The organism is Streptomyces sp. TOM-9, from assembly GCF_056858595.1.
In genome coordinates, this window is the sequence record NZ_JBXEQB010000001.1 from 7,006,349 (window position 1) to 7,029,055 (window position 22,707).

Annotated in this window: 16 protein-coding genes; 8 read left to right on the plus strand and 8 right to left on the minus strand. The window is 72.4% G+C overall.

Going from position 1 to position 22,707, the window contains the following annotated elements:
- The first annotated feature begins 67 nt into the window (after positions 1–67).
- Both AC1VWI_RS32540 and AC1VWI_RS32545 read left to right on the plus strand, forming a co-directional pair.
- Positions 68–1,174 carry an acyl-CoA dehydrogenase family protein gene (locus AC1VWI_RS32540; protein WP_499514565.1) on the plus strand — a complete coding sequence of 369 codons (1,107 nt, stop codon included), beginning with the start codon at positions 68–70 and terminating at the stop codon, positions 1,172–1,174.
- A complete protein-coding gene (locus AC1VWI_RS32545) occupies positions 1,171–1,569 on the plus strand; it encodes a RidA family protein (RefSeq protein ID WP_499514566.1) in 399 nt (132 codons plus the stop codon). The genes AC1VWI_RS32540 and AC1VWI_RS32545 overlap by 4 nt, the downstream gene beginning before the upstream one ends.
- Before the next feature lie 862 nt (positions 1,570–2,431).
- On the opposite strand, the gene AC1VWI_RS32550 is transcribed toward AC1VWI_RS32545, so the two are convergent.
- The 8 genes from AC1VWI_RS32550 to AC1VWI_RS32585 all read right to left on the minus strand — a co-directional run bounded on the left by AC1VWI_RS32550 (position 2,432) and on the right by AC1VWI_RS32585 (position 13,654).
- Positions 2,432–3,667 carry an RNA polymerase sigma factor gene (locus tag AC1VWI_RS32550; RefSeq protein WP_499514567.1) on the minus strand — a complete coding sequence of 412 codons (1,236 nt, stop codon included), beginning with the start codon at positions 3,665–3,667 and terminating at the stop codon, positions 2,432–2,434.
- A gap of 8 nt (positions 3,668–3,675) precedes the next feature.
- Entirely contained in the window at positions 3,676–4,029 is a 354-nt protein-coding gene (locus AC1VWI_RS32555; RefSeq protein ID WP_499514568.1) for a YciI family protein, read from the minus strand.
- Between the two features lie 145 nt (positions 4,030–4,174).
- Entirely contained in the window at positions 4,175–7,069 is a 2,895-nt protein-coding gene (locus AC1VWI_RS32560; protein WP_499514569.1) for a hypothetical protein, read from the minus strand.
- Positions 7,069–8,913 (minus strand): HSP90 family protein, encoded by a 1,845-nt coding sequence (locus tag AC1VWI_RS32565; RefSeq protein WP_499514570.1) that lies wholly within the window; start codon positions 8,911–8,913, stop codon positions 7,069–7,071. The genes AC1VWI_RS32560 and AC1VWI_RS32565 overlap by 1 nt, the downstream gene beginning before the upstream one ends.
- 50 nt (positions 8,914–8,963) lie before the next feature.
- On the minus strand, positions 8,964–9,986 hold the full coding sequence (locus AC1VWI_RS32570) for a hypothetical protein (protein WP_499514571.1): 1,023 nt from the start codon (positions 9,984–9,986) through the stop codon (positions 8,964–8,966).
- 123 nt (positions 9,987–10,109) lie between these two features.
- On the minus strand, positions 10,110–11,639 hold the full coding sequence (locus AC1VWI_RS32575) for a helix-turn-helix domain-containing protein (protein ID WP_499514572.1): 1,530 nt from the start codon (positions 11,637–11,639) through the stop codon (positions 10,110–10,112).
- A gap of 14 nt (positions 11,640–11,653) precedes the next feature.
- Positions 11,654–12,160, minus strand: a complete 507-nt coding sequence (locus AC1VWI_RS32580; RefSeq protein WP_499514573.1) for a methylated-DNA--[protein]-cysteine S-methyltransferase — start codon at positions 12,158–12,160, stop codon at positions 11,654–11,656.
- Between the two features lie 3 nt (positions 12,161–12,163).
- Positions 12,164–13,654 (minus strand): AlkA N-terminal domain-containing protein, encoded by a 1,491-nt coding sequence (locus AC1VWI_RS32585; protein WP_499514574.1) that lies wholly within the window; start codon positions 13,652–13,654, stop codon positions 12,164–12,166.
- 133 nt (positions 13,655–13,787) lie between these two features.
- Between AC1VWI_RS32585 and AC1VWI_RS32590 the strand changes: the two genes are divergently transcribed.
- From AC1VWI_RS32590 to AC1VWI_RS32615, 6 genes are all read left to right on the plus strand, one after another.
- Entirely contained in the window at positions 13,788–14,615 is an 828-nt protein-coding gene (locus tag AC1VWI_RS32590) for an isocitrate lyase/PEP mutase family protein (protein WP_499514575.1), read from the plus strand.
- Positions 14,616–14,881: 266 nt separating this feature from the next.
- Positions 14,882–17,596: an aconitate hydratase AcnA gene (acnA, locus tag AC1VWI_RS32595; RefSeq protein WP_499514576.1), complete on the plus strand. Its 2,715-nt coding sequence runs from the start codon at positions 14,882–14,884 to the stop codon at positions 17,594–17,596.
- A gap of 266 nt (positions 17,597–17,862) precedes the next feature.
- The gene (ngcE, locus tag AC1VWI_RS32600; RefSeq protein ID WP_499514577.1) at positions 17,863–19,254 is read left to right on the plus strand and encodes an N-acetylglucosamine/diacetylchitobiose ABC transporter substrate-binding protein; all 1,392 of its coding nucleotides are present in this window, start codon (positions 17,863–17,865) and stop codon (positions 19,252–19,254) included.
- A gap of 105 nt (positions 19,255–19,359) precedes the next feature.
- Positions 19,360–20,292 carry a carbohydrate ABC transporter permease gene (locus AC1VWI_RS32605; RefSeq protein WP_499514578.1) on the plus strand — a complete coding sequence of 311 codons (933 nt, stop codon included), beginning with the start codon at positions 19,360–19,362 and terminating at the stop codon, positions 20,290–20,292.
- 16 nt (positions 20,293–20,308) lie between these two features.
- Complete coding sequence (locus tag AC1VWI_RS32610; protein WP_499514579.1) at positions 20,309–21,244, plus strand: carbohydrate ABC transporter permease; 936 nt, start codon at positions 20,309–20,311, stop codon at positions 21,242–21,244.
- 227 nt (positions 21,245–21,471) lie between these two features.
- Entirely contained in the window at positions 21,472–22,668 is a 1,197-nt protein-coding gene (locus AC1VWI_RS32615) for an ROK family transcriptional regulator (protein ID WP_499514580.1), read from the plus strand.
- Positions 22,669–22,707 lie beyond the last annotated feature (39 nt).

Consider the following 22,707-nt stretch of genomic DNA (forward strand, 5'->3'; position numbering starts at 1 on the left):
TTGCGGGCGGATTCAGCGTAACGTGTTTGTGACGGCAGTCAACGGTACGCGATACGGGAGGTGCCGCGTGGCATCGTTCGCGCTGGACCCGGAACAGCTCAAGTGGTGCGCACAGGTCCGTGATTGGGCCGCCGAACGGCTCCGGCCGCTGGCGGGGTCCGGCGAACCCGGGCGGGTCAACCGGCCGCTGCTCGCCGCCCTCGGCGAACTCGGCCTGCTGGGGCGCCTCTTCCCCGGCACCGCCCTCGAGCTGTGCCTGCTCCGGGAGTCCCTGGCCCGGGAGTGCACCGAGGCGGAGACCGCGCTCGCCCTGCAGGGCCTGGGCGCCCACCCCCTGCTGGAATCCCCCGAACTGGCCGCCCGCTGGATCCCGCGGGTCGTCTCCGGCGAGGCCGTCGCGGCCTTCGCGCTCACCGAGCCGGGCGCCGGTTCCGACGCGGCCGCCCTCGAACTGGCCGCGGAGCCCGCGCCGGACGGCGGCTGGCGGCTCACCGGCGAAAAGTGCTGGATCTCCAACGCCCCCGAGGCCGACATCTACACGGTCTTCGCCCGGACCGCCCCCGGCGCCGGGGCCCGCGGCGTCACCGCCTTCGCCGTCCCCGCCGACCGCCCCGGGCTCGGCGGCGAACACCTCGACATGCTCTCCCCGCACCCCATCGGCCGGCTGCGCTTCGACGCCGTACCGGTCGGGCGGCACGACGTGATCGGCGAGGTCGACCGCGGCTTCCGGGTCGCCATGACCACCCTCAACCGCTTCCGGCCCAGCGTCGGTGCCTTCGCGGTCGGCATGGCGCAGGCCGCCCTCGATGCGGCCACCGCCCACGCCGCCTCCCGCACCGCCTTCGGCGCGCCCCTGAAGGACCTCCAGGCCGTCTCCCACACCCTCGCCGAGATGGCCACCCGCACCGAGGCCGCCCGGCTGCTGGTCTACGCCGCCGCCGAGGCCTACGACTGCGGTGCCCCCGGCACCGCCCGCAGCTCCGCCATGGCCAAGCTCTTCGCCACCGAGACCGCCCAGTACGCCGTCGACGCGGCCGTCCAGATCCACGGGGCCCGCGCCCTGGAGCGCGGCCACGTCCTGGAACACCTCTACCGCGAGGTCCGCGCACCGCGTATCTACGAAGGTGCCACCGAAGTCCAGCGGTCGATCATCGCCAAGGAGCTCTTCGCATGACCCTCAACCGGATCAACCCGCCCGAGCTCTCCCCGCCCACCGGCTTCAGCCACGCCGTCACCGCCACCGGCCGCACCCTCGTCCTCCTCGCGGGCCAGACCGCCCTGGACTCCGGGGGCAAGGTCGTCGGGGACACCCTCCCCGCCCAGTTCGAGCACGCACTGATCAACCTGCTCACCGCCCTCCAGGCCGCCGGCGGCACCCCCGCCGACCTCGCCCGCCTCACCGTCCACACCACCGACGTCGCCGCCTACCGCGACCACGCGCCCGAACTCGGCCGCATCTGGCGCGCCCTGGCCGGCCGGGACTACCCGGCGATGGCGGTCATCGGCATCACCCGCCTGTGGGACGAGGAGGCCATGGTCGAACTCGACGGCCTCGCCGTGCTCACCTGACCCGGGGTCAGGAGGAACCCGGGGTGGGGGCCCGGCTCCGTACGTCGGCGGCGGCCGCCTGCGGCCGGCATCGCCGAGGGCAGTGCGCGGCCGCGCTGCCGTGGCGGTGGCTCGGATCCTGCGCGCCGCACGCGGGGAGCCGCAGCCACTGCGTCGCGGGGCGCGGGCCTTCACGACGGCGGTTGCCGCGCCATGACGCGCGTGTCCGCCTGGCGGCTGCCCAGGAGGACGGCCGGGACGGTCAGGGGGCTGTGCCGCAGGCCGGAGCCGCTCCGTACTGGCGGCGGGGGAGGTGCTGCTTGCGGCCGCGGCGCAGCCGGTGGGTGACCAGCGCCGACCGTGGCGGTGCGCGATTCCTGGCCGACGCCGGGCGCGCCGGGGAGCCGGGGGAGCCGCAGCCAATACGTCGTGGGGCCCGGGCCGTTGCGACGGAAGCGGCCGACCCTCGTCGCCCGCGTCCGCCGGGTGGTTGCCCGCTGCGTTGCGGGCCAGGGCCGCCCCGCCGGCTGCGGCTGGTACGCCATGGGGCCCGGGCAAGGATCGCGGGCACGCCGTGCCCCCGCCTAGGCCGTGTCGTCAAAGTCCCGCCTGCCCAGCGGCGCCTGGCACGGCACCTCGCTGCGTTGTCGAATCGTCCGAGTAGCCCACTACGAGGACGACTCTCCGCCTTGCGATGCACCGCACCAGACGCCGCTGGGCCCGCCCTCCGGGCGGCCGGCGCTCCTTTGACGACACGGCCTAGCTCCCGTGCGGGTGTGCCGGGGGCCGCGCTTCGGCCCGCGTCCGGGCCCGTGCGCGGTATCGCCGGTCCCGGAAGGCCCGGGCCACACGCCGTCGCGGCGGAGGTGGCCCCGCAAGGCGGTCACTTCGGGCCGTCGAGCGCCTCACGTCTGCGCCGCAGGAAGTCCCGTTCGGCCTCGTTCTCGGTGCGGGCGGCGGCTGCTCCGTAGGCCTGCGCGGCCTCGGGCGTACGGCCCAGGCGGCGCAGGAGGTCGGCGCGGACGGCGTGGAAGGCGGGGTAGCCCTCCAGGGGGAGGCCGTCGACGGCGGCGAGCGCGGCGGCGGGACCCTCGACCTCGGCGAGGGCGACGGCGCGGTTGAGGGCGACCACGGGGCCCGGGGCGAGCGTCGTCAACTGGTCGTAGAGCGCCAGGATCTGCCGCCAGTCCGTGGCGGCCGCGACCGGGGCGTCGCTGTGCACGGCGCTGATCGCCGCCTGGATCTGGTACGGCCCCGGCCGGCCGCGCCGGAGGCAGCGGCGGACCAGTGCCCGGCCCTCCGCGACCAGCGCCCGGTCCCACAGGGCGCGGTCCTGCTCGGCCAGCGGCACCGCTCCGCCGTCCGCGGCGGTGCGGGCCGGGCGGCGTGCCTGGACCAGCAGCATCAGGGCGAGCAGCCCCAGCACCTCGGGCTCGTCGGGCATGAGCCCGGCCATCAGCCGGCCCAGGCGGATCGCCTCGGCGCACAGGTCCTCGCGGACCAGGCGGTCCCCGGAGCCGGGCAGGTACCCCTCGTTGAAGACCAGGTACACCACCGCGAGGACGGCGCCGAGCCGTTCGGGCAGGTCGGCCTCGTCCGGGACGCGGTACGGGATCCGGGCGTCACGGATCTTGCCCTTCGCCCTGACCAGGCGCTGGGCCATGGTGGTCTCGGGGACGAGGAAGGCCCGGGCGATCTCGGCGGTGGTGAGCCCGCCCAGCAGCCGGAGCGTCAGCGCCACCCGTGAGGCCGGGGCGAGCGCGGGGTGGCAGCAGGTGAAGAGCAGGCGGAGCCGTTCGTCCCGCACGGGGCCCTCCTCGCCGGGTTCCCGGACGTCCCGGGCGTCCTGCAGCAGGGCGGCCCGGGCGTGCCGGTCCTCGCGGGCCGCCTCCCGGCGCAGCCGGTCGATCGCGCGGTTGCGGGCGGTGGTGATGATCCACCCCGCGGGGCTCGGCGGCAGCCCGGTCCGCGGCCACCGCTGGACGGCCGTGGTGAAGGCGTCCTGGACCGCCTCCTCGGCGACGTCGATGTCGCCGAACCGGCGGACCAGGACGGCCACCGCGCGCCCGTACTCCTCGCGGAAGACCCGCTCGACCTCCGGTGCGCCCGGTTCCGGCACGCCGGCCGTCAGTCCTCGACCTCGTGCGCGAAGGGCCGGACCTCGATGGGCAGCGTGGTCACCCGGGCCAGCCGGCGGCCCCAGGCGAGCGCGGCGTCGAGGTCGGCCGCCTTGATGATCGTGAAGCCGCCGAGGTACTCCTTGCTCTCCGCGAACGGCCCGTCCGTGACGAGCACCTCCTCGCCCCGCGGCCGCAGCACGGTGGCCGTGTCCGGGGCGTTCAGCCCCGCGCCGAAGACCCAGGCCCCGGCCTCCTTCATCTCCCGGTTGAGGACGTCCAGGTCGGCCAGGACCCGGGCGAGGAACTCGGGCGGCGGCGGGGTCCCCTCGGGCTGGTACACGCTGAGCAGGTAGTGCTTCATGTCGGGCGTCCTCGCGGTCCGGGCCGGCCCTTCGCCGGCGTTCCACCCTCTACACGAACGGCGACCGCCCGGATCGACACCCCGCGCCCTGCGGATGTCCGGGGGACGGGCGCCGAGGGCGGTCGCCTCGTTCGTACCACGGGTGTCAGCCCCGGCGGTGCGACGACACCTCGTCCCTGACCCGGGACAGGACCACGGCCGCGTGGTCGAGCCCCGCCGCCCGGCACCGGGTGATCGCGGCACCGAGACGGGACAGGGCCGCGTCCGGCCGGTCCAGGCCGTTCGCCTCGACGAGGGCGGCGACCCGGACGGCCTCGGCGCGCGGCGCCTCGCCCCGCGGCCCGCCCTCCCCGTGGGCGGCGATCGCCCGCTCCAGTTCGGCGAGCGCCTCGGGGAAGCGCTCGGCGCCGGCATAGGCCCGGCCGCGCTGGTAGTGCGTGGCGCCGCTCTCGTACCAGAGGGCGAAGTCCTCGTCGTCCGCGGGCACGGCCGCCAGCACCTCGTCGGCCCGGCGCAGGTGGTCCAGGGCGGTCTCCAGGCCCTCGGCGCCCTGTGCCGAGACGGCGGAGCCTGCGAAGTCCCGCATCATCTCCGCGACCGCGTGCGGGTTCGGCCCCTTCGCGTGCGAGGCGACGGCGCGGTCGTACGCGGAGCGCGCCGCGTCCTCGCTGCCGGCCTGCAGCAGGGCGACGGCGGCCTCGCAGGCGGCGAGCGTGTGCGTGAACTGCTCCTCCCACCCCTGGACGGCGTCGGCCAGCAGCAGGAACTGCTCGGCGCTCGCGCGGTGCTCCTCCAGTTCCCGCAGGCCCCGCGCCAGCAGCAGCCGGGCCTGGGCCAGGGCGCGTTCGTCCATGCCGGCCGCGGCCTCGTCGCCGACCAGCGACTCCAGCACGGCGACGGCGTCCGCCTGGCGGTCGGCGCGGGCGAGCACGTCCGCCAGCTCCACCCGCAGTTCGGCGGCGCCCGCGTTGTCGTCCTCGCGGTCCAGTCGCGCCGCGGCGTCGGACAGGTGGCGCACGGCGGCGTTCAGGTCGCCTGCGTGGTCGGCGGCGTGGCCGAGCAGCGCGTGGGTGCGCGCCACCGGGAACGCGGTGTCGTTGTGGGCGGTGGCCGTGGCGAGCGCGCCGTGGAACTGCTCCATGGCCTCCTCGGGGCGGTGCTGCTGCAGCAGAACCTGGCCGAGCAAGCCCCGCGGGCGGGTGGCGCGCCAGGGGGTTCCGGCCGCCTCCACGACCCGCAGCGCGCTCCGCAGTTCCCGTTCGGCCCCGTCCAGGTCCCCGGAGCGTGCCGCGAGATCGGCGGCGGACATCCGGGTGTTGACCGTGCGCTCCGGGATGCCGAGCCGCTCCGACTCCGCCAGGGCCTCGGCCACGGCCGCCTCGAAGCGCTCGCGCAGTTCCGCGGGGACGTCCGGCAGCGTGGCCGCCGCCTCGGTGTGGGCGAGGTAGGCACGGCACTGCAGCACGACGCAGTAGGCGCGCCGGACCTCGGCGGAGCCCTCGTCCACCAGTGCGCGGGCCTCGGTCCGCACCGCGTCCAGCTCCGCCCGGCCCGCGACGGCCTCCGGGCCGGGCTCCACGCCCACCGACGCCAGCCGCGCGCGGGAGGTCAGGACGCGCTCGGGCATGCCGGCCAGGGCGAACAGCTCCCGTGCCTCGGTGAGCGCGGCCCTGGCCGCCGTCCGGTCCTCGTCCTCCATGGCCGCGAAGGCGCGGTGCTCGGCCAGTTCGGCCCGCAGCCGCTCCTCCGGGCCCAGCCGGGGGTCGTGCACATGGCCCTCGGCGCCGGCGCGCTCGGCGATCCGGCGCCACAGCTCCTCGTCGCCGGGACGGCCCGCGTCCCCCATCTCGCGGGCCTTCTCCACCAGTTCGACGAAGTCTTCGGGCACCTCCCGCGCGGCCACGGCCATGGGCGGGGCCGCCGGTGACGGCACGGCCGCGGTGCGCAGACCGAGTGCCAGCGGCTCGGCGAGCGGCGGGCGCCGGGTCAGGCGTGCCCGGCGGCGCTCGCCGACGGCGGCGGTGCCGTTGCGCCGGTCGAACGCCGCGGCCAGGGTGTCGCCCTGCTCGCTCACGTGGTCCTGCAGTTCCCGCGCGGTCCAGGTGCGCCCCAGCGGTCCGGCGACGGGGGTCGCGTCGTGCCCCTCGTCGACCAGGCGCCGGGTGAGGACCTCGACGCCGGTGAGGAAACCGAGCAGCGACAGCGGCGCGCCGGTGGTGCCGAAGAGGGCGCGGTTCTCGGCGAGGATCTCCAGCGCCCGGCCCTCGTTGCCGGACAGCGCGCAGAACTCCACGTGCAGTCCGGTCTCCTCGGCCATGCCGATCCGGCCCCGGGCGTGCCGGTAGCCCGTCAGATGGTGGGAGCGGGCCTCGTCGGTGCGGCCGAGGCGCAGCAACGGCAGCAGGGCGTGGGCCTGGGTGACCCAGGGCTCCTCCTCGCAGGTCTGGACGCCCTCGAGGACCGGTTCCCAGGTCCGCAGGGCCCGCTCGTCGTCGCCCGCCGCGAGGTGGTGCAGTCCCTGGTGCCGGGTCTCGCAGGCCGGGCAGTCGCTGAGCCGCTCCTGGCGCCGGGTGACCCACAGGTCCCAGGCCGTCTCGCGGTCCGCGCCGGTGTGGGCGGCGATCCGGTGCCGCATGGCCGCCACCGGCTGCAGGCCCTCACCGGCCGCCCGGTAGCGCTCTCCCATCTGGCCGACCCACCCGTGGACCGTCGCCAGCGGGACGTCCGGCACCTGGAGCAGCGAGGTCGTCACCCACTTGTGGCGCCACAGCACCTGGTGGCCCTCCCACTCGCTGAAGGAGCCGGGCACCTCCTCCCACAGCTTGAGGATCCGGGCGAAGACGACCGGCGACTTGCGGTGCTCGGCGGCGTACTCGTACGCCGACATGAGTTCGAGCAGCGCCGTCACGAGGACGTCCTTCTCCTCGAACTGCTCGGCCGCCTCGACCAGTTCCTCGGCGGTCACGGTGCGGGGCGTGCCGTAGGGGCGCTCGTTGTTCTCGCGGAGCGCCTCGAACACGGCCTCGGGGGTGTCCAGCATCAGTGCTCCTTGGCGTCCGGCCCGGACGCGGGGGTGTCCTGGTCGTGCATGGCGTGGGTGAGCAGACCGATGAAGGCCCGGTTGAGCAGCGCGCTCTCCGAGGACTTCAGCGGCCGCCGGGTGAGCAGCAGCGCCTGCCCGTACAGGGCCTCGGCCGTGGTGAGGGCCAGCCCGCGCTCGGTGACGGTGGCGGCCCGGCGCACCAGCGGGTTGAGGTGGTTGAGGACGAGCTGCGCCCGCGGGGCCTGCGTGCGCAGCGAGCCGAGGATGTCCGCCCACAGCCCGTCGCTGCTCTCCGCGAGGCCGGACCGGGTGCGCTCGTGGCGTGCCTCGCGGTCGTCCAGGAGCAGCGCGGGCGCCGTGACCGGCTGGAAGGCCCGCAGCACGACGTCGCAGTCGTACTGGCCGACGACCTCGCGGGCGACCGCGAGGAAGGAGGCGGCGGCGAGTTCGGCGGCCGAGTCGACCGGGTCGAGGTGCGCGGTCATGGTGGCCGGGTCCAGGTCGGTGACCGTGGTGCCGGGACGGATCTCCGGCAGCCGGTGCACCAGGTCCCGGTCGTAGGTGTAGCCGCCGTTGACGACGCCGAGGCCGGCCGCCGCCGCGATCGGGGCGACCTGCCGGAACTCGTCGACGCTGCGGGTGACCAGCACCGTGGGGTGGGCGCGGGCGAACTCCTCCAGGGTGACGTTGCCGTCCGTGGTCTCGAAGGGCAGCCATGGCAGCAGCATCCGCAGCAGTGCGTCGTCGTAGCGGGCCAGCGCCTTGACGGCGAGGTGGTGGCTGTCGATGAAGCGCCGCAGGAGCGCCGGGTCGCTGGCGGCGAGCCCGGTCAGCCAGTCGCGGATGCGGGCGCCCAGCGCGTCGCGGACGGCGGCCAGGGTCTCGTCCTCGTACAGCGCCTCGCGGGAGGCCGTCGGGCGCAGGCTGGTGACGTCCACGACGCAGCGGACGAAGAACGCCCACTCCGGCAGGAGTTCGGCGGCCCGGTCCGAGAGCAGCATGCCCTTCAGGTGCACCCGGTGCCCGGCCCGCTCCGACGGGTTGACGGGGGTCGGCAGTACGTAGGCCACGCCGCGCAGCCCGGCGACGGGCAGGTCGAGGTCGATGGTGTCGAGCGGGGTGAAGCCGAACGTCGTGCGGCAGTGCTCGGCCAGCGCCTCGGCGCGGGCCAGCGGGGAGCCGTGGCGGCGCTCCCATGGCGGCGTCTCGTTGATCAGGGTCGTCTCGCCGCGCGGGTCGACGACGGTGACCTCGTGCCGCAGCAGGCTCCCGTAGTGCCGGGCCAGCGACGCCACCCGGCCGGGCTCCGTCCACTCGCCCGCGTCCGCGCGCGGGGTCAGCGTCACGCGCGTGCCCGGCTCGGGGAGCGCGCCGGCGGGGAGCGTGCGGAGGGTGTAGCTGCCGTCGGAGCGGCCGCGCCATTCGACGGCCGGGGCGCCGGGGGCGGTCGCCGGGCGGCTGACGACGGTGATCTCGTCGGCCACCACGAAGCAGGCCAGCAGCCCGATGCCGAACTGGCCGATGAAGTCGCCGCGGGCGGCCTCGATCTCGCCGTCGGCGGCGCGCTTGGAGCTGCGCCCGATGGTGGCGAGGAAGGTGTGCACGTCGGCCTCGCTCAGCCCGACACCGGTGTCGGTGACGCTGAGCGTCTCACCGGTCCGCACGGTGATCCTGGCCGGTGCGCCCGGCTGGACCGCCTGCCGGGCGGTGATCGCGTCGACGGCGTTCTGCAGCAGCTCCCGCAGGTAGACGCGGGGGCTGGAGTAGAGGTGGTGGGAGAGCAGGTCGACCAGGCCGCGCAGGTCGACCTGGAACGTGTGCGCTGACGGGGACTGGGACACCGAAGGGGCCTTCCGGGCGGTGCGCGGACGGGGAACGGGGCGCGGGGCGGTCAGGGACGTCCGGCGCGGGACCGCAGGGTGCGGTAGGCCGCCACCGGGTCGTTGCCGTTGAGGTACTGCCACGGGAACTCGGTGACGACTCCGCCGGTGGCGGCGAACGCCTCGGCCGCCGCCTTCTTCTCGCCGGCCAGCGCGAAGGCCATGGCGAAGGTGTTGAGCGTCCCGACCGGGTCGATCGAGCCCTGGTACGCCGGGTTCCGGTAGGAGCGGTCCGCGGCCTCGTGCAGCTCCTTCTCGACCTGCAGGCGGAGCATGTACGCCGTGTCGTCGCCGCGGTCCAGGTCGCCCCAGTGCTCGAGGTGCGCGACCGCGACGAGCACGCCCATGTCGCTGCCCTCGGGGGCGGCGAGCATGGACTCCCGGGCGAAGGCGTGCATCTCCTCGTGCGAACCGCCCCACTTGCGGCACACCTGCTGCAACTGCTGCTGGTGCGCCCCCAGGTGCAGCGGGGAGCGCCGTACGGTGGCCTCGAAGCGCAGCCGTGCGAGGTCCGGGCCGACCTGCAGCCCCCGGCCGCTCATCTGCAGGAAGTACCAGGGGGACGCCCATGCGGGTTCGAGTTCCGCGGCCCGGTACAGCAGGTCCTCGGCCACCTCGAGGCGCTCGTGGAACACCTGGAACTGCTCACGCGAGACGTGCTGCGCGCGCAGTCCGGTCCGGGCCTCCCAGGCCCAGGTCACCTGGCGGGCGCCCGCGACCAGCCGGGCGAGCCCGGAGTCGGGTTCGGCCGCCACGACGGCCGGCATCCAGCGCTCCCAGCCGTCGACGTCCACGACGTTCGCCACGAGCCAGCTGCGCTCACGGTCGTCGGTCACCGCCGACAGCCGCTCCCGGATCGCGGGCCAGTCCGCCGCGGCGGCGGCCGCGCGCAGGCCCGCGAGCGCGGGTTTGCCCCGCGCCGGGTCGAGCCGGGGCGACGGGCGCGGCGCCCACCGCCTCAGTGAGAACGCGGAACTGCGCCGCGCGTTGCCGTCCACCGTCCCGCCCGCGGTACCACCTCGGACCGCCACCATGAAGACCCCCTCCTGGCCTGGCCGTTCCTCCCCCATGGGCCATGATCCACGGCCCGGAGCATGACTATCACGGCCACCTTGCGGGGGAGTAGCCGGTTTGCCGGTCAGGAGGGGCGGGACGGGTCAGATGTCGCGGAACGTCTCGATCTGCGCCCCGATGGAGTTGAGCCGCTCGGCCAGCTCCTCGTAGCCGCGGTTGATGACGTACACGTTCCGCAGCACCGAGGTGCCCTCGGCGGCGAGCATCGCCAGCAGGGTCACCACGGCGGGCCGCAGGGCCGGCGGGCACATCATCTCGGCGGTGCGCCAGCGGGTCGGGCCCTCGACCAGAACCCGGTGCGGGTCCAGCAGCTTGACGTTGGCGCCGAGCCGGGTCAGCTCGGTGAGGTAGATGGCGCGGTTGTCGTAGACCCAGTCGTGGATCAGGGTCGAGCCCTGGGCCGTGGCGGCGATGGCCGCGAAGAAGGGCACGTTGTCGATGTTGAGGCCCGGGAAGGGCATGGGGTGGATCTTGTCGATGGGGGAGCGCAGCTTGGAGGGGCGCACGGTGAGGTCGATCAGCCGGGTGCGGCCGTTGTCGGCGGGGTACTCGGCGGAGCGCTCGTGGTCCAGGCCCATCTCCTCCAGGACCGCCAGCTCGATCTCCAGGAACTCCACCGGCACCCGCCGGATGGTCAGCTCGGACTCGGTGACCACGGCCGCGGCCAGCAGGCTCATGGCCTCCACCGGGTCCTCGGAGGGCGCGTAGTCCACGTCCCGGTCGATCTCGGTGACACCGTGCACGGTCAGCGTGGTGGTGCCGATGCCGTCCACCCGGACGCCCAGCTCCTCCAGGAAGAAGCACAGGTCCTGGACCATGTAGTTCGAGCTGGCGTTGCGGATGACGGTCACCCCGTCGTGCCGGGCGGCCGCCAGGAGCGCGTTCTCGGTCACGGTGTCGCCGCGCTCGGTCAGCACGATCGGCCGCCGCGGGGCCACCGAGGGGGCGACCCGGGCGTGGTACATCCCGCTGGTGGCGGTCACCTCCAGCCCGAAGTGCCGCAGGGCGGTCATGTGCGGCTGGACGGTACGGGTGCCGAGGTCGCAGCCGCCCGCGTACGGGATGCGGAAGCGGTCGGTGCGGTGCATCAGGGGGCCGAGGAACATGATCACGCTGCGGGTGCGGCGGGCGGCGTCGGTGTCCATGGCGTCCAGCTCCAGCCGCGCGGGCGGGACGATCTCCAGGTCGTTGCCGTCGTTGATCCAGCGGGTCCGCACGCCGATGCTGTTCAGCACCTCCAGGATGCGGTAGACCTCCTCGATCCGCGCGACGCGGCGCAGGGTGGTCCGCCCGGAGTTCAGCAGCGTGGCGCACAGCAGCGCCACGCACGCGTTCTTGCTGGTCTTGACGTCGATGGAGCCGGAGAGCCGGCGCCCGCCCACGACACGCAGGTGCATGGGACCCGCATAGCCGAGGGAGACGATCTCGCTGTCGAGCGCTTCACCGATTCGGGCGATCATCTCAAGGCTGATGTTCTGGTTGCCGCGTTCAATACGGTTCACCGCGCTCTGGCTGGTCCCGAGCGCCTCCGCCAGTTGGGACTGGGTCCAGCCCCGGTGCTGGCGGGCGTCACGGATGAGCTTGCCGATGCGTGCGAGGTAGTCGTCTCCCATGCGGAAAGACTATCTCACATATGAGATGGCAACCCGAGCTCCAGGTCCAGCAGGTACCGCTTGCGCTCCAGTCCGCCCCCGTATCCGGTGAGGCTGCCGGAGGCCCCGACCACACGGTGGCAGGGCACGATGATGCCGACCGGGTTGCGTCCGTTGGCGAGCCCGACGGCGCGCGACGCGCCGGGGCTGCCGAGTTCCTGCGCCAGCTGACCGTACGTCATCACGGTGCCGTACGGGATGGCCCGCAGACCCGCCCAGACGCGCTGCTGGAAGGGGGTGCCGCGCAGGTCAAGCGGCAGGTCGAAGGCGGTCAACTCGCCCGTGAAGTACGCCCGCAGCTGCTCGGCGGCCCGCGCGAACGGCGACGTCACCGGGTCGCGGCGCGCGCCGAAGGACTCCTCCGGCGGGCGGTGACGCTGCGCGGGCATGTAGAGACCGGACAGGACGCCGTCGGTCGCGACCAGGGTCAGCGGCCCGACGGGGCTGTCGATCAGGGCGTGTGTGCGAAGGGACATGATCATTCCTCAGGCCGGTTCGGCGGGCAGGACGTTGACGGGGTGGTCGCCGGTGGCCCACAGGTGCTGTACGGCGTACGCGCGCCACGGCCGCCAGGCCGCGGCCCGCCGGACGAGGGCCGCGGGGGTCGTGGGGAGGCCCAGTTTTCCCGCGGCAAGCCGTACGCCCAAATCGGTGGCGGGGAAGGCGTCCGGGTCGCCGAGCGCCCGCATCGCGACGACCTCGACCGACCAGGGGCCGAAGCCCGGCAGCGCGGCGAGCTGCCGCCGGGCCTTCTCCCAGTCGCTGCCGACGTCCAGGTCCAGGCCCCCCTCGGTGAGCGCGGCGACCAGGGAGGTCAGCGTGGCCCGCCGGGTGCCCGGCATCGCCAGGGACCCCGGGTCCAGGGCCGTCAGCGCCCACGGCGAGGGGAACAGGTGGGTCAGCCCGCCGCCGGGGTCGGCGACGGGCTCGCCGTGCGCCGTCACCAGCCTGCCGGCCAGCGTGCGCGCCGCGGCGGTCGACACCTGCTGCCCGAGCACCACGCGCACCGCGAACTCGGGCCCGTCCACGGTGCGCGGCACCCGGCGCCCGGGGTCCTTGTCCACGTACGGGGCGAGCAGCGGGTCCTCCCGGAGCAGCCCGTCGACGGCGACCGGGTCGGCGTCCAGGTCGAGCAGCCACCGGCAGCGGCTGATCGCGTGCGACAGGTCCCGCCAGTCGGTGAGGGAGAGCCGGCAGGCGACGTGGTCGGGCTCGGGCCGCAGGGCCACGATCCCGTGGCCGTGGGGCAGCCGCAGTGTGCGGCGGTACGCACCCTCCCGCCACTCCTCCACGCCCGGCACGGCGGTCGCGGCCAGGTGCCCGAAGAGGTTGCCGGGGCACAGCGGTGCCCGGAAGGGCAGCCGCAGCGCCAGCGAGCCCGCCACGTCGGCGGCGGGGGCGCGGTGCCGCCCCCGTGCCGCCCGCGTCCGCAGCTCGCTCGGGGTGAGCGCGAAGACCTCGCGCACGGTGTCGTTGAAGGTGCGGATGCTGCTGAAGCCGGCGGCGAAGGCGACGTCGGCCATGGGCAGCGCCGAGGTCTCGACCAGCAGGCGGGCCGTCTGCGCCCGCTGCGCACGGGCGAGGGCGAGCGGCCCGGCCCCGAGCTCGGCCCGCAGCTGCCGCTCCACCTGCCGGGTGCTGTAGCCGAGGCGCGCCGCGAGCCCGGGTACGCCGTCCCGGTCGACGACCCCGTCCGCGATCAGGCGCATGGCGCGGGCCACCAGGTCCGCCCGCTCGTTCCACCGCGGGGAACCGGGGGCGGCGTCGGGGCGGCAGCGCTTGCAGGCGCGGAACCCGGCCTGCTGGGCGGCGGCCGCGCTCGGGTAGAAGGTCATGTTCTGCGGCTTCGGCGGCACCGCGGGGCAGCCGGGCCGGCAGTAGATGCGGGTGGTCAGCACCGCGGTGAAGAACCACCCGTCGAAACGGGAGTCCTTCGACTGCACGGCGCGCACACAGCGCTCGAAGTCCTCATGCACATCCCCCAGCATCCGTGGCCCGCGCGGGCCGGGGCTAGCGAGAATCCGACGTGGACGTACGGGGAGGCGGCGCGGGACGTAGGTGTCGGAAATCCGCCGGACCCGGGGCCGGGCCGGTGATGGACTGCGGTCCGTGATCAGCGAACTCAAGGCCAAGGCCGAACTCTTCCGTTCCCTCCACGTCCCCGGGCGCCCGCTGCTGCTGACCAACGCCTGGGACGCCGCCAGTGCCCGCGTCGCCGAGCGCGCCGGGGCCGCCGCCGTCGCCACCACCAGTTCCGGGGTCTCCTGGACCATGGGCACCGCGGACGGCGACCACGTCGACCGCGGCCTCGCGCTGGAGCTGACCGCGCGGGTCGCCGCGGCCGTCTCGGTCCCCGTCAGCGCCGACGTCGAGGGCGGCTACGCGGCCGACCCCGAGGGCGTCGCGGAGACGGTGCGGGCGGTGCTGGCCGCGGGCGCGGTCGGGATCAACATCGAGGACTCCCACGACGGCGGTCCCGCGCCGCTGCGCACGGCCGACGGACAGGCCGCCCGCATCGCCGCCGCCCGCCGCGCCGCCGACGAGGCCGGGGTGCCGTTGTTCGTCCACGCCCGCACCGACACCTTCCTGCGGGGCGCCGGCGACCTGGGGGAGACCTTGGAGCGCGCCGCCGGCTACCTCGCGGCGGGCGCCGACGGCATCTTCGTGCCCGGCGTGACCGACCCGGCCGTCGTCGCCGCCCTGGCCGAGGGCATCGACGCCCCCGTCGGCATCCTCGCCGGGCCCGGCGCGCCGCCGGTGTCCGTACTGGCCTCCGCCGGCGCCGCGCGCGTCAGCCTCGGCAGCGCGGTCGCCGAGGCCGCCTACGCCCTCGTCGACCGCGCCGCCCGCGAGCTGCTCGCCACCGGCACGTACGCCGCCGTCGCGGGCGGCATCCCCTGGGGCGAGCTGAACGCACTGATGCTCCCGCAGGCCTGAGCGCGGGGCCTCACGGCGGCACCCTGGCGGGGCGGGACGGGCCCGTGGGGGGCATGCGAAAGGGCGTGATGCCGCACACGGGCGGCCCAGCGCATGACCCGGCAGCGGTGATGTATTAGAGTTATCTCGACATCGAGATATCTGCCAAGGCGCACCGCTGCCGCCAAAGGTAAGGCTCGCCTTACTTAGCCTTACCTTAGCGGATCGGCCAGGGGTCGAAGCGGCAGCATTGCGGTGGTACGCGCAAAGTTACGAAGGAGACTGTCGTGTCGGCGAACAGCTTCGACGCCCGCAGCACCCTGCAGGTGGGCGACGAGTCGTACGAGATCTTCCGGCTGGACAAGGTCGAGGGCTCCGCGCGCCTCCCTTACAGCCTGAAGGTGCTGCTGGAGAACCTGCTCCGCACCGAGGACGGCGCCAACATCACGGCCGACCACATCCGTGCGCTCGGCGGCTGGGACTCCCAGGCCCAGCCGAGCCAGGAGATCCAGTTCACGCCGGCCCGCGTGATCATGCAGGACTTCACCGGCGTGCCCTGCGTGGTGGACCTCGCCACCATGCGCGAGGCCGTCAAGGAGCTGGGCGGCGACCCGTCCCGCATCAACCCGCTGGCCCCGGCCGAGCTGGTCATCGACCACTCGGTCATCGCCGACAAGTTCGGCACCCCGGACTCCTTCGCGCAGAACGTGGAGCTGGAGTACGGCCGCAACAAGGAGCGCTACCAGTTCCTGCGCTGGGGCCAGACCGCGTTCGACGAGTTCAAGGTCGTCCCGCCGGGCACCGGCATCGTCCACCAGGTGAACATCGAGCACCTGGCCCGCACCGTCATGGTCCGGAACGGCCAGGCCTACCCCGACACCCTCGTCGGCACCGACTCGCACACCACCATGGTCAACGGCCTCGGCGTGCTGGGCTGGGGCGTCGGCGGCATCGAGGCCGAGGCCGCCATGCTCGGCCAGCCGGTCTCCATGCTGATCCCGCGCGTCGTCGGCTTCAAGCTGACCGGCGAGCTCCCCACCGGCACCACCGCCACCGACCTCGTGCTGACCATCACCGAGATGCTGCGCAAGCACGGTGTCGTCGGCAAGTTCGTCGAGTTCTACGGCGAGGGCGTCTCCGCGACCTCGCTCGCCAACCGCGCCACCATCGGCAACATGTCGCCGGAGTTCGGCTCCACCGCGGCGATCTTCCCGATCGATGCGGAGACCATTAACTACCTGAAGCTGACCGGCCGTTCGGAGCAGCAGCTCGCGCTCGTCGAGGCGTACGCCAAGGAGCAGGGCCTGTGGCTGGACCCGGCCGCCGAGCCGGACTTCTCCGAGAAGCTGGAGCTGGACCTCTCCACGGTCGTACCCTCCATCGCCGGCCCCAAGCGCCCGCAGGACCGCATCGTCCTCGCCAGCGCCGCCGAGCAGTTCAAGAGCGACGTGCGCAACTACGTCGACACCGCGGACGAGTCCGGGAAGGAGTCCTTCCCGGCCTCCGACTCCCCGGCCGCCACCAACGGCGTCCCGACCCGCCCGACCCTGGTGACGGCTCCCGACGGGTCCACGTACGAGATCGACCACGGCGCCGTCACCGTCGCCGCGATCACCTCCTGCACCAACACCTCGAACCCGTACGTCATGGTCGCCGCCGCCCTGGTGGCCAAGAAGGCGGTCGAGAAGGGCCTGACCCGCAAGCCGTGGGTGAAGACCACGCTCGCCCCGGGCTCCAAGGTCGTCATGGACTACTACGACCGCGCCGGCCTCACCCCGTACCTGGACAAGATGGGCTTCAACCTGGTCGGGTACGGCTGCACCACCTGCATCGGCAACTCCGGCCCGCTGCCGGACGAGGTCTCCAAGGCCGTCAACGAGCACGACCTGGCCGTCACCTCGGTGCTGTCGGGCAACCGCAACTTCGAGGGCCGGATCAACCCGGACGTCAAGATGAACTACCTGGCGTCCCCGCCGCTGGTCGTCGCGTACGCCATCGCCGGCTCCATGAAGGTGGACATCACCCGGGACGCCATCGGCACCGACACCGAGGGCAAGCCGGTCCACCTGCAGGACATCTGGCCGTCCGAGCAGGAGGTCAACGAGGTCGTCGCCGCCGCGATCGGCCAGGACATGTTCGCCTCGTCCTACCAGGACGTCTTCGCCGGCGACGCCCAGTGGCAGTCGCTGCCGATCCCGACCGGCAACACCTTCGAGTGGGACCCGCAGTCGACCTACGTCCGCAAGCCCCCGTACTTCGAGGGCATGAAGGACCAGCCGGACCCGGTCACCGACATCTCCGGTGCCCGCGTGCTGGCCAAGCTGGGCGACTCGGTCACCACCGACCACATCTCCCCGGCTGGTGCGATCAAGGCCGACACCCCGGCCGGCAAGTACCTCACCGATCACGGTGTGGAGCGTCGTGACTTCAACTCCTACGGCTCCCGCCGCGGCAACCACGAGGTCATGATCCGCGGCACCTTCGCCAACATCCGCCTGCGCAACCAGATCGCGCCGGGCACCGAGGGCGGCTACACCCGCGACTTCACCGCCGACGGCGGCCCGGTGTCGTTCATCTACGACGCCTCCCAGAACTACCAGGCCGCCGGCATCCCGCTGGTCGTCCTGGCGGGCAAGGAGTACGGCTCCGGCTCCTCCCGCGACTGGGCCGCGAAGGGCACCGCGCTGCTGGGCGTCAAGGCCGTCATCGCCGAGTCGTACGAGCGCATCCACCGCTCGAACCTGATCGGCATGGGCGTCCTGCCGCTGCAGTTCCCCGAGGGCGCCTCGGCGGCCTCGCTGGGCCTGACCGGTGAGGAGACCTTCTCGTTCACCGGCATCACCGAGCTCAACGACGGCACCACGCCGCGCACCGTCAAGGTGACGACCGACACCGGCGTCGAGTTCGACGCCGTGGTCCGCATCGACACCCCCGGTGAGGCGGACTACTACCGCAACGGCGGCATCATGCAGTACGTCCTGCGCTCCCTGATCCGCAAGTAGGGATCACCGCGTCCGGACCCGACGAACGGGCCCGCACCCCTGCCGGGGGTGCGGGCCCGTTCGCGTTACCGGCAGGTCTCAACTAGGGAAAGCTGTCCGTCAAAAGCGCGCATGACCTTGCCCACCTCGCGGGAAGTGGACTATACCTGTCGGCGTCCAGGAGGCCCGCTGAACGCGGGCTTGCGCGGGGGGAACAACGGGTGCGTGGCCCGTGCACAGATTCAACTCCGCACCGCATGGGTCCTGGAGAAGGTGAGGACTTGAGCATGAGATCCGACGTCAACCGGCGCGATCTGATCAAGCGGGCTGCAGCGGTGGGCCTGTTGGCCGCTCCGGCCGCGGGTCTGCTGAGTGCCTGTGCGTCCAGCGGCAGCGGCAACAACAAGGCCACCGAGAAGGGCGAGAAGTCCAAGGACAACCCCTTCGGCGTGGCCAACGACGCCCCTCTGGACGTCGTGATCTTCAAGGGCGGCTACGGCGACGACTACGCCAAGGCGTTCGAGAAGCTCTACGGGAAGAAGTTCGACGGGGCGAAGATCAGCCACCTGGGCACCCAGGAGATCACCGGCAAGCTCCAGCCCCGCTTCAACGCCGGCAACCCGCCGGACGTCGTCGACGACTCCGGCGCGCAGCAGATCAAGCTGGACGTGCTCTACAAGAGCGGCCAGCTCACCGACCTCACCCCGCTCCTCGACGCGCCCTACATCGACGACCCGAGCAAGAAGGTCAGGGACGTCCTGCAGCCCGGCACCATCGAGACGGGCAGCTTCGACGACGGCAAGATGTACCAGCTGTCCTACATCTACACCGTCTGGGGTCTGTGGTACTCCGGCAAGCTCTTCAAGGAGAAGGGCTGGACCGCGCCCAAGACCTGGGCCGACTTCATGTCGCTCTGCGCGGAGATCAAGAAGTCCGGCATGGCGCCCTTCTGCCACCAGGGCAAGTACCCCTACTACATCAACATCGTGGTCATGGACCTCATCGCCAAGCAGGGCGGTCCCGACCTGGTGAAGCGGATCGACAGCCTCGACCCGACGGTGTGGGACGAGCCCGCCGCCAAGGCGGCCGTCGAGGCGGTCTACGAGATCGCCGACAAGGGCTACCTGCTCCCCGGCACCAACGGCATGACCCACATCGAGTCGCAGACCGCCTGGAACGAGTACAAGGCGGCGTTCATCCCCTGCGGTTCGTGGCTGGAGAACGAGCAGCTGAAGGCCACCCCCGCGGACTTCGAGATGACCTTCCTGCCGATCCCCTCCCTGGACGGCGACAAGCTGCCCTTCGAGGCGATCCGGGCCGGCGCCGGTGAGCCCTTCATCGTCCCGAAGAAGGCCAAGAACCAGGCCGGCGGCCTGGAGTTCCTGCGGATCATGCTCACCAAGGAAGCGTCGAGCCAGTTCGCCCAGACGGCCAACTCGCTGACCGTGCTCAAGGACGGCGTCGGTTCCGACGTCCAGCTGCGCCCGGGCACCAAGTCCACCGTCACCGCGCTCAGCGCGGCCGGGAGCAACGTCTTCAACTACAACTACCCCAACACGCAGAGCGCCTTCGACACGGACGTGCAGAACGCCAGTGCCGAGCTGATGGCCAAGCGCATCAAGCCCGCCGACTGGCTCAAGCGGGTCAAGGCGGCGGCCGAGAAGGCCAAGAAGGGCTAAACGTTCCCACCGGCCCTTGCGCACCGGGGCCCCGGTGCTCCCTGATGGTCCAGGGGGCGTTCGGGGCCCCGGTGCGACGGTCTACCCGATGGCAGGAGCAGCGCCATGCGATACCGCAAGTACCCGTTCATCGCGGGATTCCTCTTCATTCCGGTCGTGCTCTACGTCGTCTTCGTGATCTGGCCGTACCTGCAGACGTTCGGGTATTCCCTGACGGACTGGTCCGGGCAGTCCCAGGAGATGCATTTCGTCGGTCTGGAGAATTACACGACGCTCTTCGGGGACCACGTCTTCCTGCAGGCGCTCCAGCACAACGTGCTGCTTCTGGTGTTCCTTCCGGTGATCACGATCCTGCTGGCGCTCTTCTTCGCCTTCATGCTCAACGTGGGCGGCCGCGGCGGTACCACGGGCGTCCGCGGGGTGCACGGATCCGCCTTCTACAAGGTGATCTTCTTCTTCCCCCAGGTGCTTTCCGTCGCCATTCTCATCGTGCTCTTCCAGGCGGTCTACCGAAGTGACGGAAGCGGCCTGCTGAACGGCATCCTGATCAAACTGCACCTCGAGGACCCACAGGCCCCGATCGAATGGCTGAACAGTCCCAACCTGGTGATGTGGTGCCTGCTGGGCGTGCAGATCTGGGCCGGTGTCGGTTTCTACCTGGTGCTGTTCTCCGCGGCCATGCAGTCCGTTCCCAAGGACATCTACGAGGCCGCCCTGCTGGACGGCGCCGGCCGCCTGCAGACCTTCTTCAAGGTGACCCTCCCGCTCCTGTGGGACAGCGTGCAGACGGCCTGGGTGTACCTCGCCATCGCCGCGATGGACTTCTTCGCCCTGGCCTCGGTCCTCACTCCGGGATCGAACTTCGGCGGCGGCCCGGACTACCACGGTGAGGTCATGGCGACCTACCTGATGCGCAACTTCCTCACCTTCGGAAAGAGCGGCTACGCCTGTGCGATGGGCGTCGTCATCCTCTTCCTCACCCTGATCCTTTCCGCCATCGCGCTGCGGGTCTCCCGCCGCGATCGCATCGAGTACTGAGCGGGGAGCGCATCCCATGGCCACTCCCATCAAGCAGCCCACTCCGGTACCGGTCTTCAAGGGGCAGCCCACCACCATCGGCAGCAAGAAGACGGAACGCGAACGCTTCGCCGACGGCGGCGCGACCCTCAACGTCTTCTCGCACGGTTTCCTGGTCCTGTGGGGCGTGCTGATCCTCCTGCCCCTGGGCTGGATCATCCTCGGGTCCTTCAAGAACAATTCCGAGATCGGCGCGAGCGCCTGGTCCTGGCCCTCGCACTGGTCCTTCGACGCGTTCTCCCGGGCCTGGGAGAAGGGCATCGGCGACTTCTTCGTGAACACGGTGATCGTGCTGGTGTTCTCGGTGCCGCTGACGATGCTGCTCGGGTCGATGACGGCGTACGTGCTGGCGCGCTACGAGTTCCCCGGCAACCGGATCATCTTCTACCTGTTCGTCGGCGGCGCGATGTTCCCGGTGTACCTCGCCCTCGTGCCGTTGTTCTTCATGGTCAGCAACCTGGGCATGCTCAACACCTACCAGGGCCTGATCCTGGTCTACGTCGCGTACTCGCTGCCCTTCACCGTCTTCTTCATGCACTCCTTCTTCAGGACCCTGCCCACGGCGGTGCACGAGGCGGCCATGATCGACGGCTGTTCCCACTCCCGGGCCTTCTTCCAGGTGATGCTGCCGATGGCGAAGCCGGGCCTGATCAGCGTGGGCATCTTCAACGTGCTGGGCCAGTGGAACCAGTACATCCTGCCGATGACCCTGCAGCAGCAGCAGTCCAGCAGCGACCCGGACCGCTCGATGCTGGCCCAGGGCCTGGTGAACCTGGCGCAGCAGCAGGGGTACTCCGGTGACTACCCGGCGCTCTTCGCGGGCATGACCATCGCGATGCTGCCGGTGCTCGTGGTCTACCTCTCCTTCCAGCGGCAGGTGCAGGCGGGTCTGACGGCCGGCACCTTGAAGTAACCGGAAGGTCACTCCCCGTGGCCCGCTGTCCGGTCGCCCGGACGCCGGAGCGGAAGCGGTCCCGCCGTATGCGGGGCCGCTTCTGGATTTTTCGGGCATTACGTCAGCGGTCTGGTTCTGCCCCTTGACGGGAAGCGAGCCTAAAGGCTTGCTTAGAGTTCACATGTTGTAGACGACGGGGTCTCATCGGCGTGGCTCCCGTCCGGTTCGGCAGGAGTGGAATGGTCGTGGAGACTCCGGGGTCCCAGTCGTCGCTGCACCGGGCCAACCTCGAGCGGGTGGTCCGGGCCGTACGGCTGGCGGGTTCGCTGACGCAGGCGGAGATCGCCCGTACGACGGGGCTGTCCGCGGCGACGGTCTCCAACATCGTCCGCGAATTGCGCGACAACGGGACCGTACAGGTCACGCCCACCTCCTCGGGAGGCCGTCGGGCCCGCGCGGTGGCGCTGTCCGGCGACGCGGGCGTCGTCGTGGGCGTCGACTTCGGGCACTCCCACCTGCGCGTCGCGGTGGGCAACCTGGCCCACCAGGTGCTGGCCGAGCAGTCGGAGCCGATCGACGTGGACGCCTCGGCCTCCGAGGGCTTCGACCGGGCCGAGCAGCTCGTCGCGCGGCTGATCGAGTCGAGCGGCATCGACGCCGACAAGGTGATCGGCGTCGGCCTCGGCGTCCCGGGCCCGATCGACGTGGAGACCGGCGCGCTGGGGTCCACCGCCATCCTGCCGGGGTGGGGCGGCATCAACCCGCGCCAGGAACTGGCCGAGCGGCTGCGCATGCCCGTCCAGGTGGACAACGACGCGAACCTCGGTGCCCTCGGGGAGTTGGTCTGGGGCGGCGGCCGGGGCGTGAAGGACCTGGCGTACATCAAGGTGGCCAGCGGCGTCGGCGCCGGGCTGGTGATCGACGGCCGCATCTACCGCGGCCCCGGCGGCACCGCGGGCGAGATCGGTCACATCACGCTGGACGAGTCCGGCCCGGTCTGTCGCTGCGGCAACCGCGGCTGCCTGGAGACCTTCACCGCCGCCCGTTACGTGCTGGACCTGCTGCGCGGCAGCCACGGCCCCGACCTGACCCTGGCGCGCATGGTGCAGCTGGCCAGGGAGGGCGACCCCGGCTGCCGCCGGGTGATCGCCGACGTCGGCCGGCACATCGGCATGGGTGTCGCCAGCCTCGCCAACCTCTTGAACCCGAGCCGGGTGGTGCTCGGCGGCGATCTCGCGGAGGCCGGGGAGCTGGTCCTGGCGCCCATCAGGGAGTCGGTGGCGCGGTACGCGATCCCCAGTGCGGCCCGTAGGCTTTCGGTGGTCTCAGGGGGCCTCGGGGCCCGTGCGGAAGTCCTTGGCGCCCTGGCGCTGGCCCTCAGCGAGGTGGGCGATTCGTCCCTTTTGGATGCTAACGTTCCTGCAGCGGTTGCTGTGCCGTAGAGATCACTCTGCGTTCATCTAGATAACGAAACGCACCGT

Coding starts and splice junctions, on each gene's coding strand:
- AC1VWI_RS32545 (WP_499514566.1), top strand. CDS start 1,171: ATGACCCTCAACCGGATCAACCCGCCCGAGCTCTCCCCGCCCACCGGC.
- AC1VWI_RS32555 (WP_499514568.1), bottom strand. CDS start 4,029: ATGAAGCACTACCTGCTCAGCGTGTACCAGCCCGAGGGGACCCCGCCG.
- AC1VWI_RS32560 (WP_499514569.1), bottom strand. CDS start 7,069: ATGCTGGACACCCCCGAGGCCGTGTTCGAGGCGCTCCGCGAGAACAAC.
- AC1VWI_RS32570 (WP_499514571.1), bottom strand. CDS start 9,986: ATGGTGGCGGTCCGAGGTGGTACCGCGGGCGGGACGGTGGACGGCAAC.
- AC1VWI_RS32575 (WP_499514572.1), bottom strand. CDS start 11,639: ATGGGAGACGACTACCTCGCACGCATCGGCAAGCTCATCCGTGACGCC.
- AC1VWI_RS32580 (WP_499514573.1), bottom strand. CDS start 12,160: ATGATCATGTCCCTTCGCACACACGCCCTGATCGACAGCCCCGTCGGG.
- ngcE (WP_499514577.1), top strand. CDS start 17,863: ATGAGATCCGACGTCAACCGGCGCGATCTGATCAAGCGGGCTGCAGCG.
- AC1VWI_RS32605 (WP_499514578.1), top strand. CDS start 19,360: ATGCGATACCGCAAGTACCCGTTCATCGCGGGATTCCTCTTCATTCCG.
- AC1VWI_RS32610 (WP_499514579.1), top strand. CDS start 20,309: ATGGCCACTCCCATCAAGCAGCCCACTCCGGTACCGGTCTTCAAGGGG.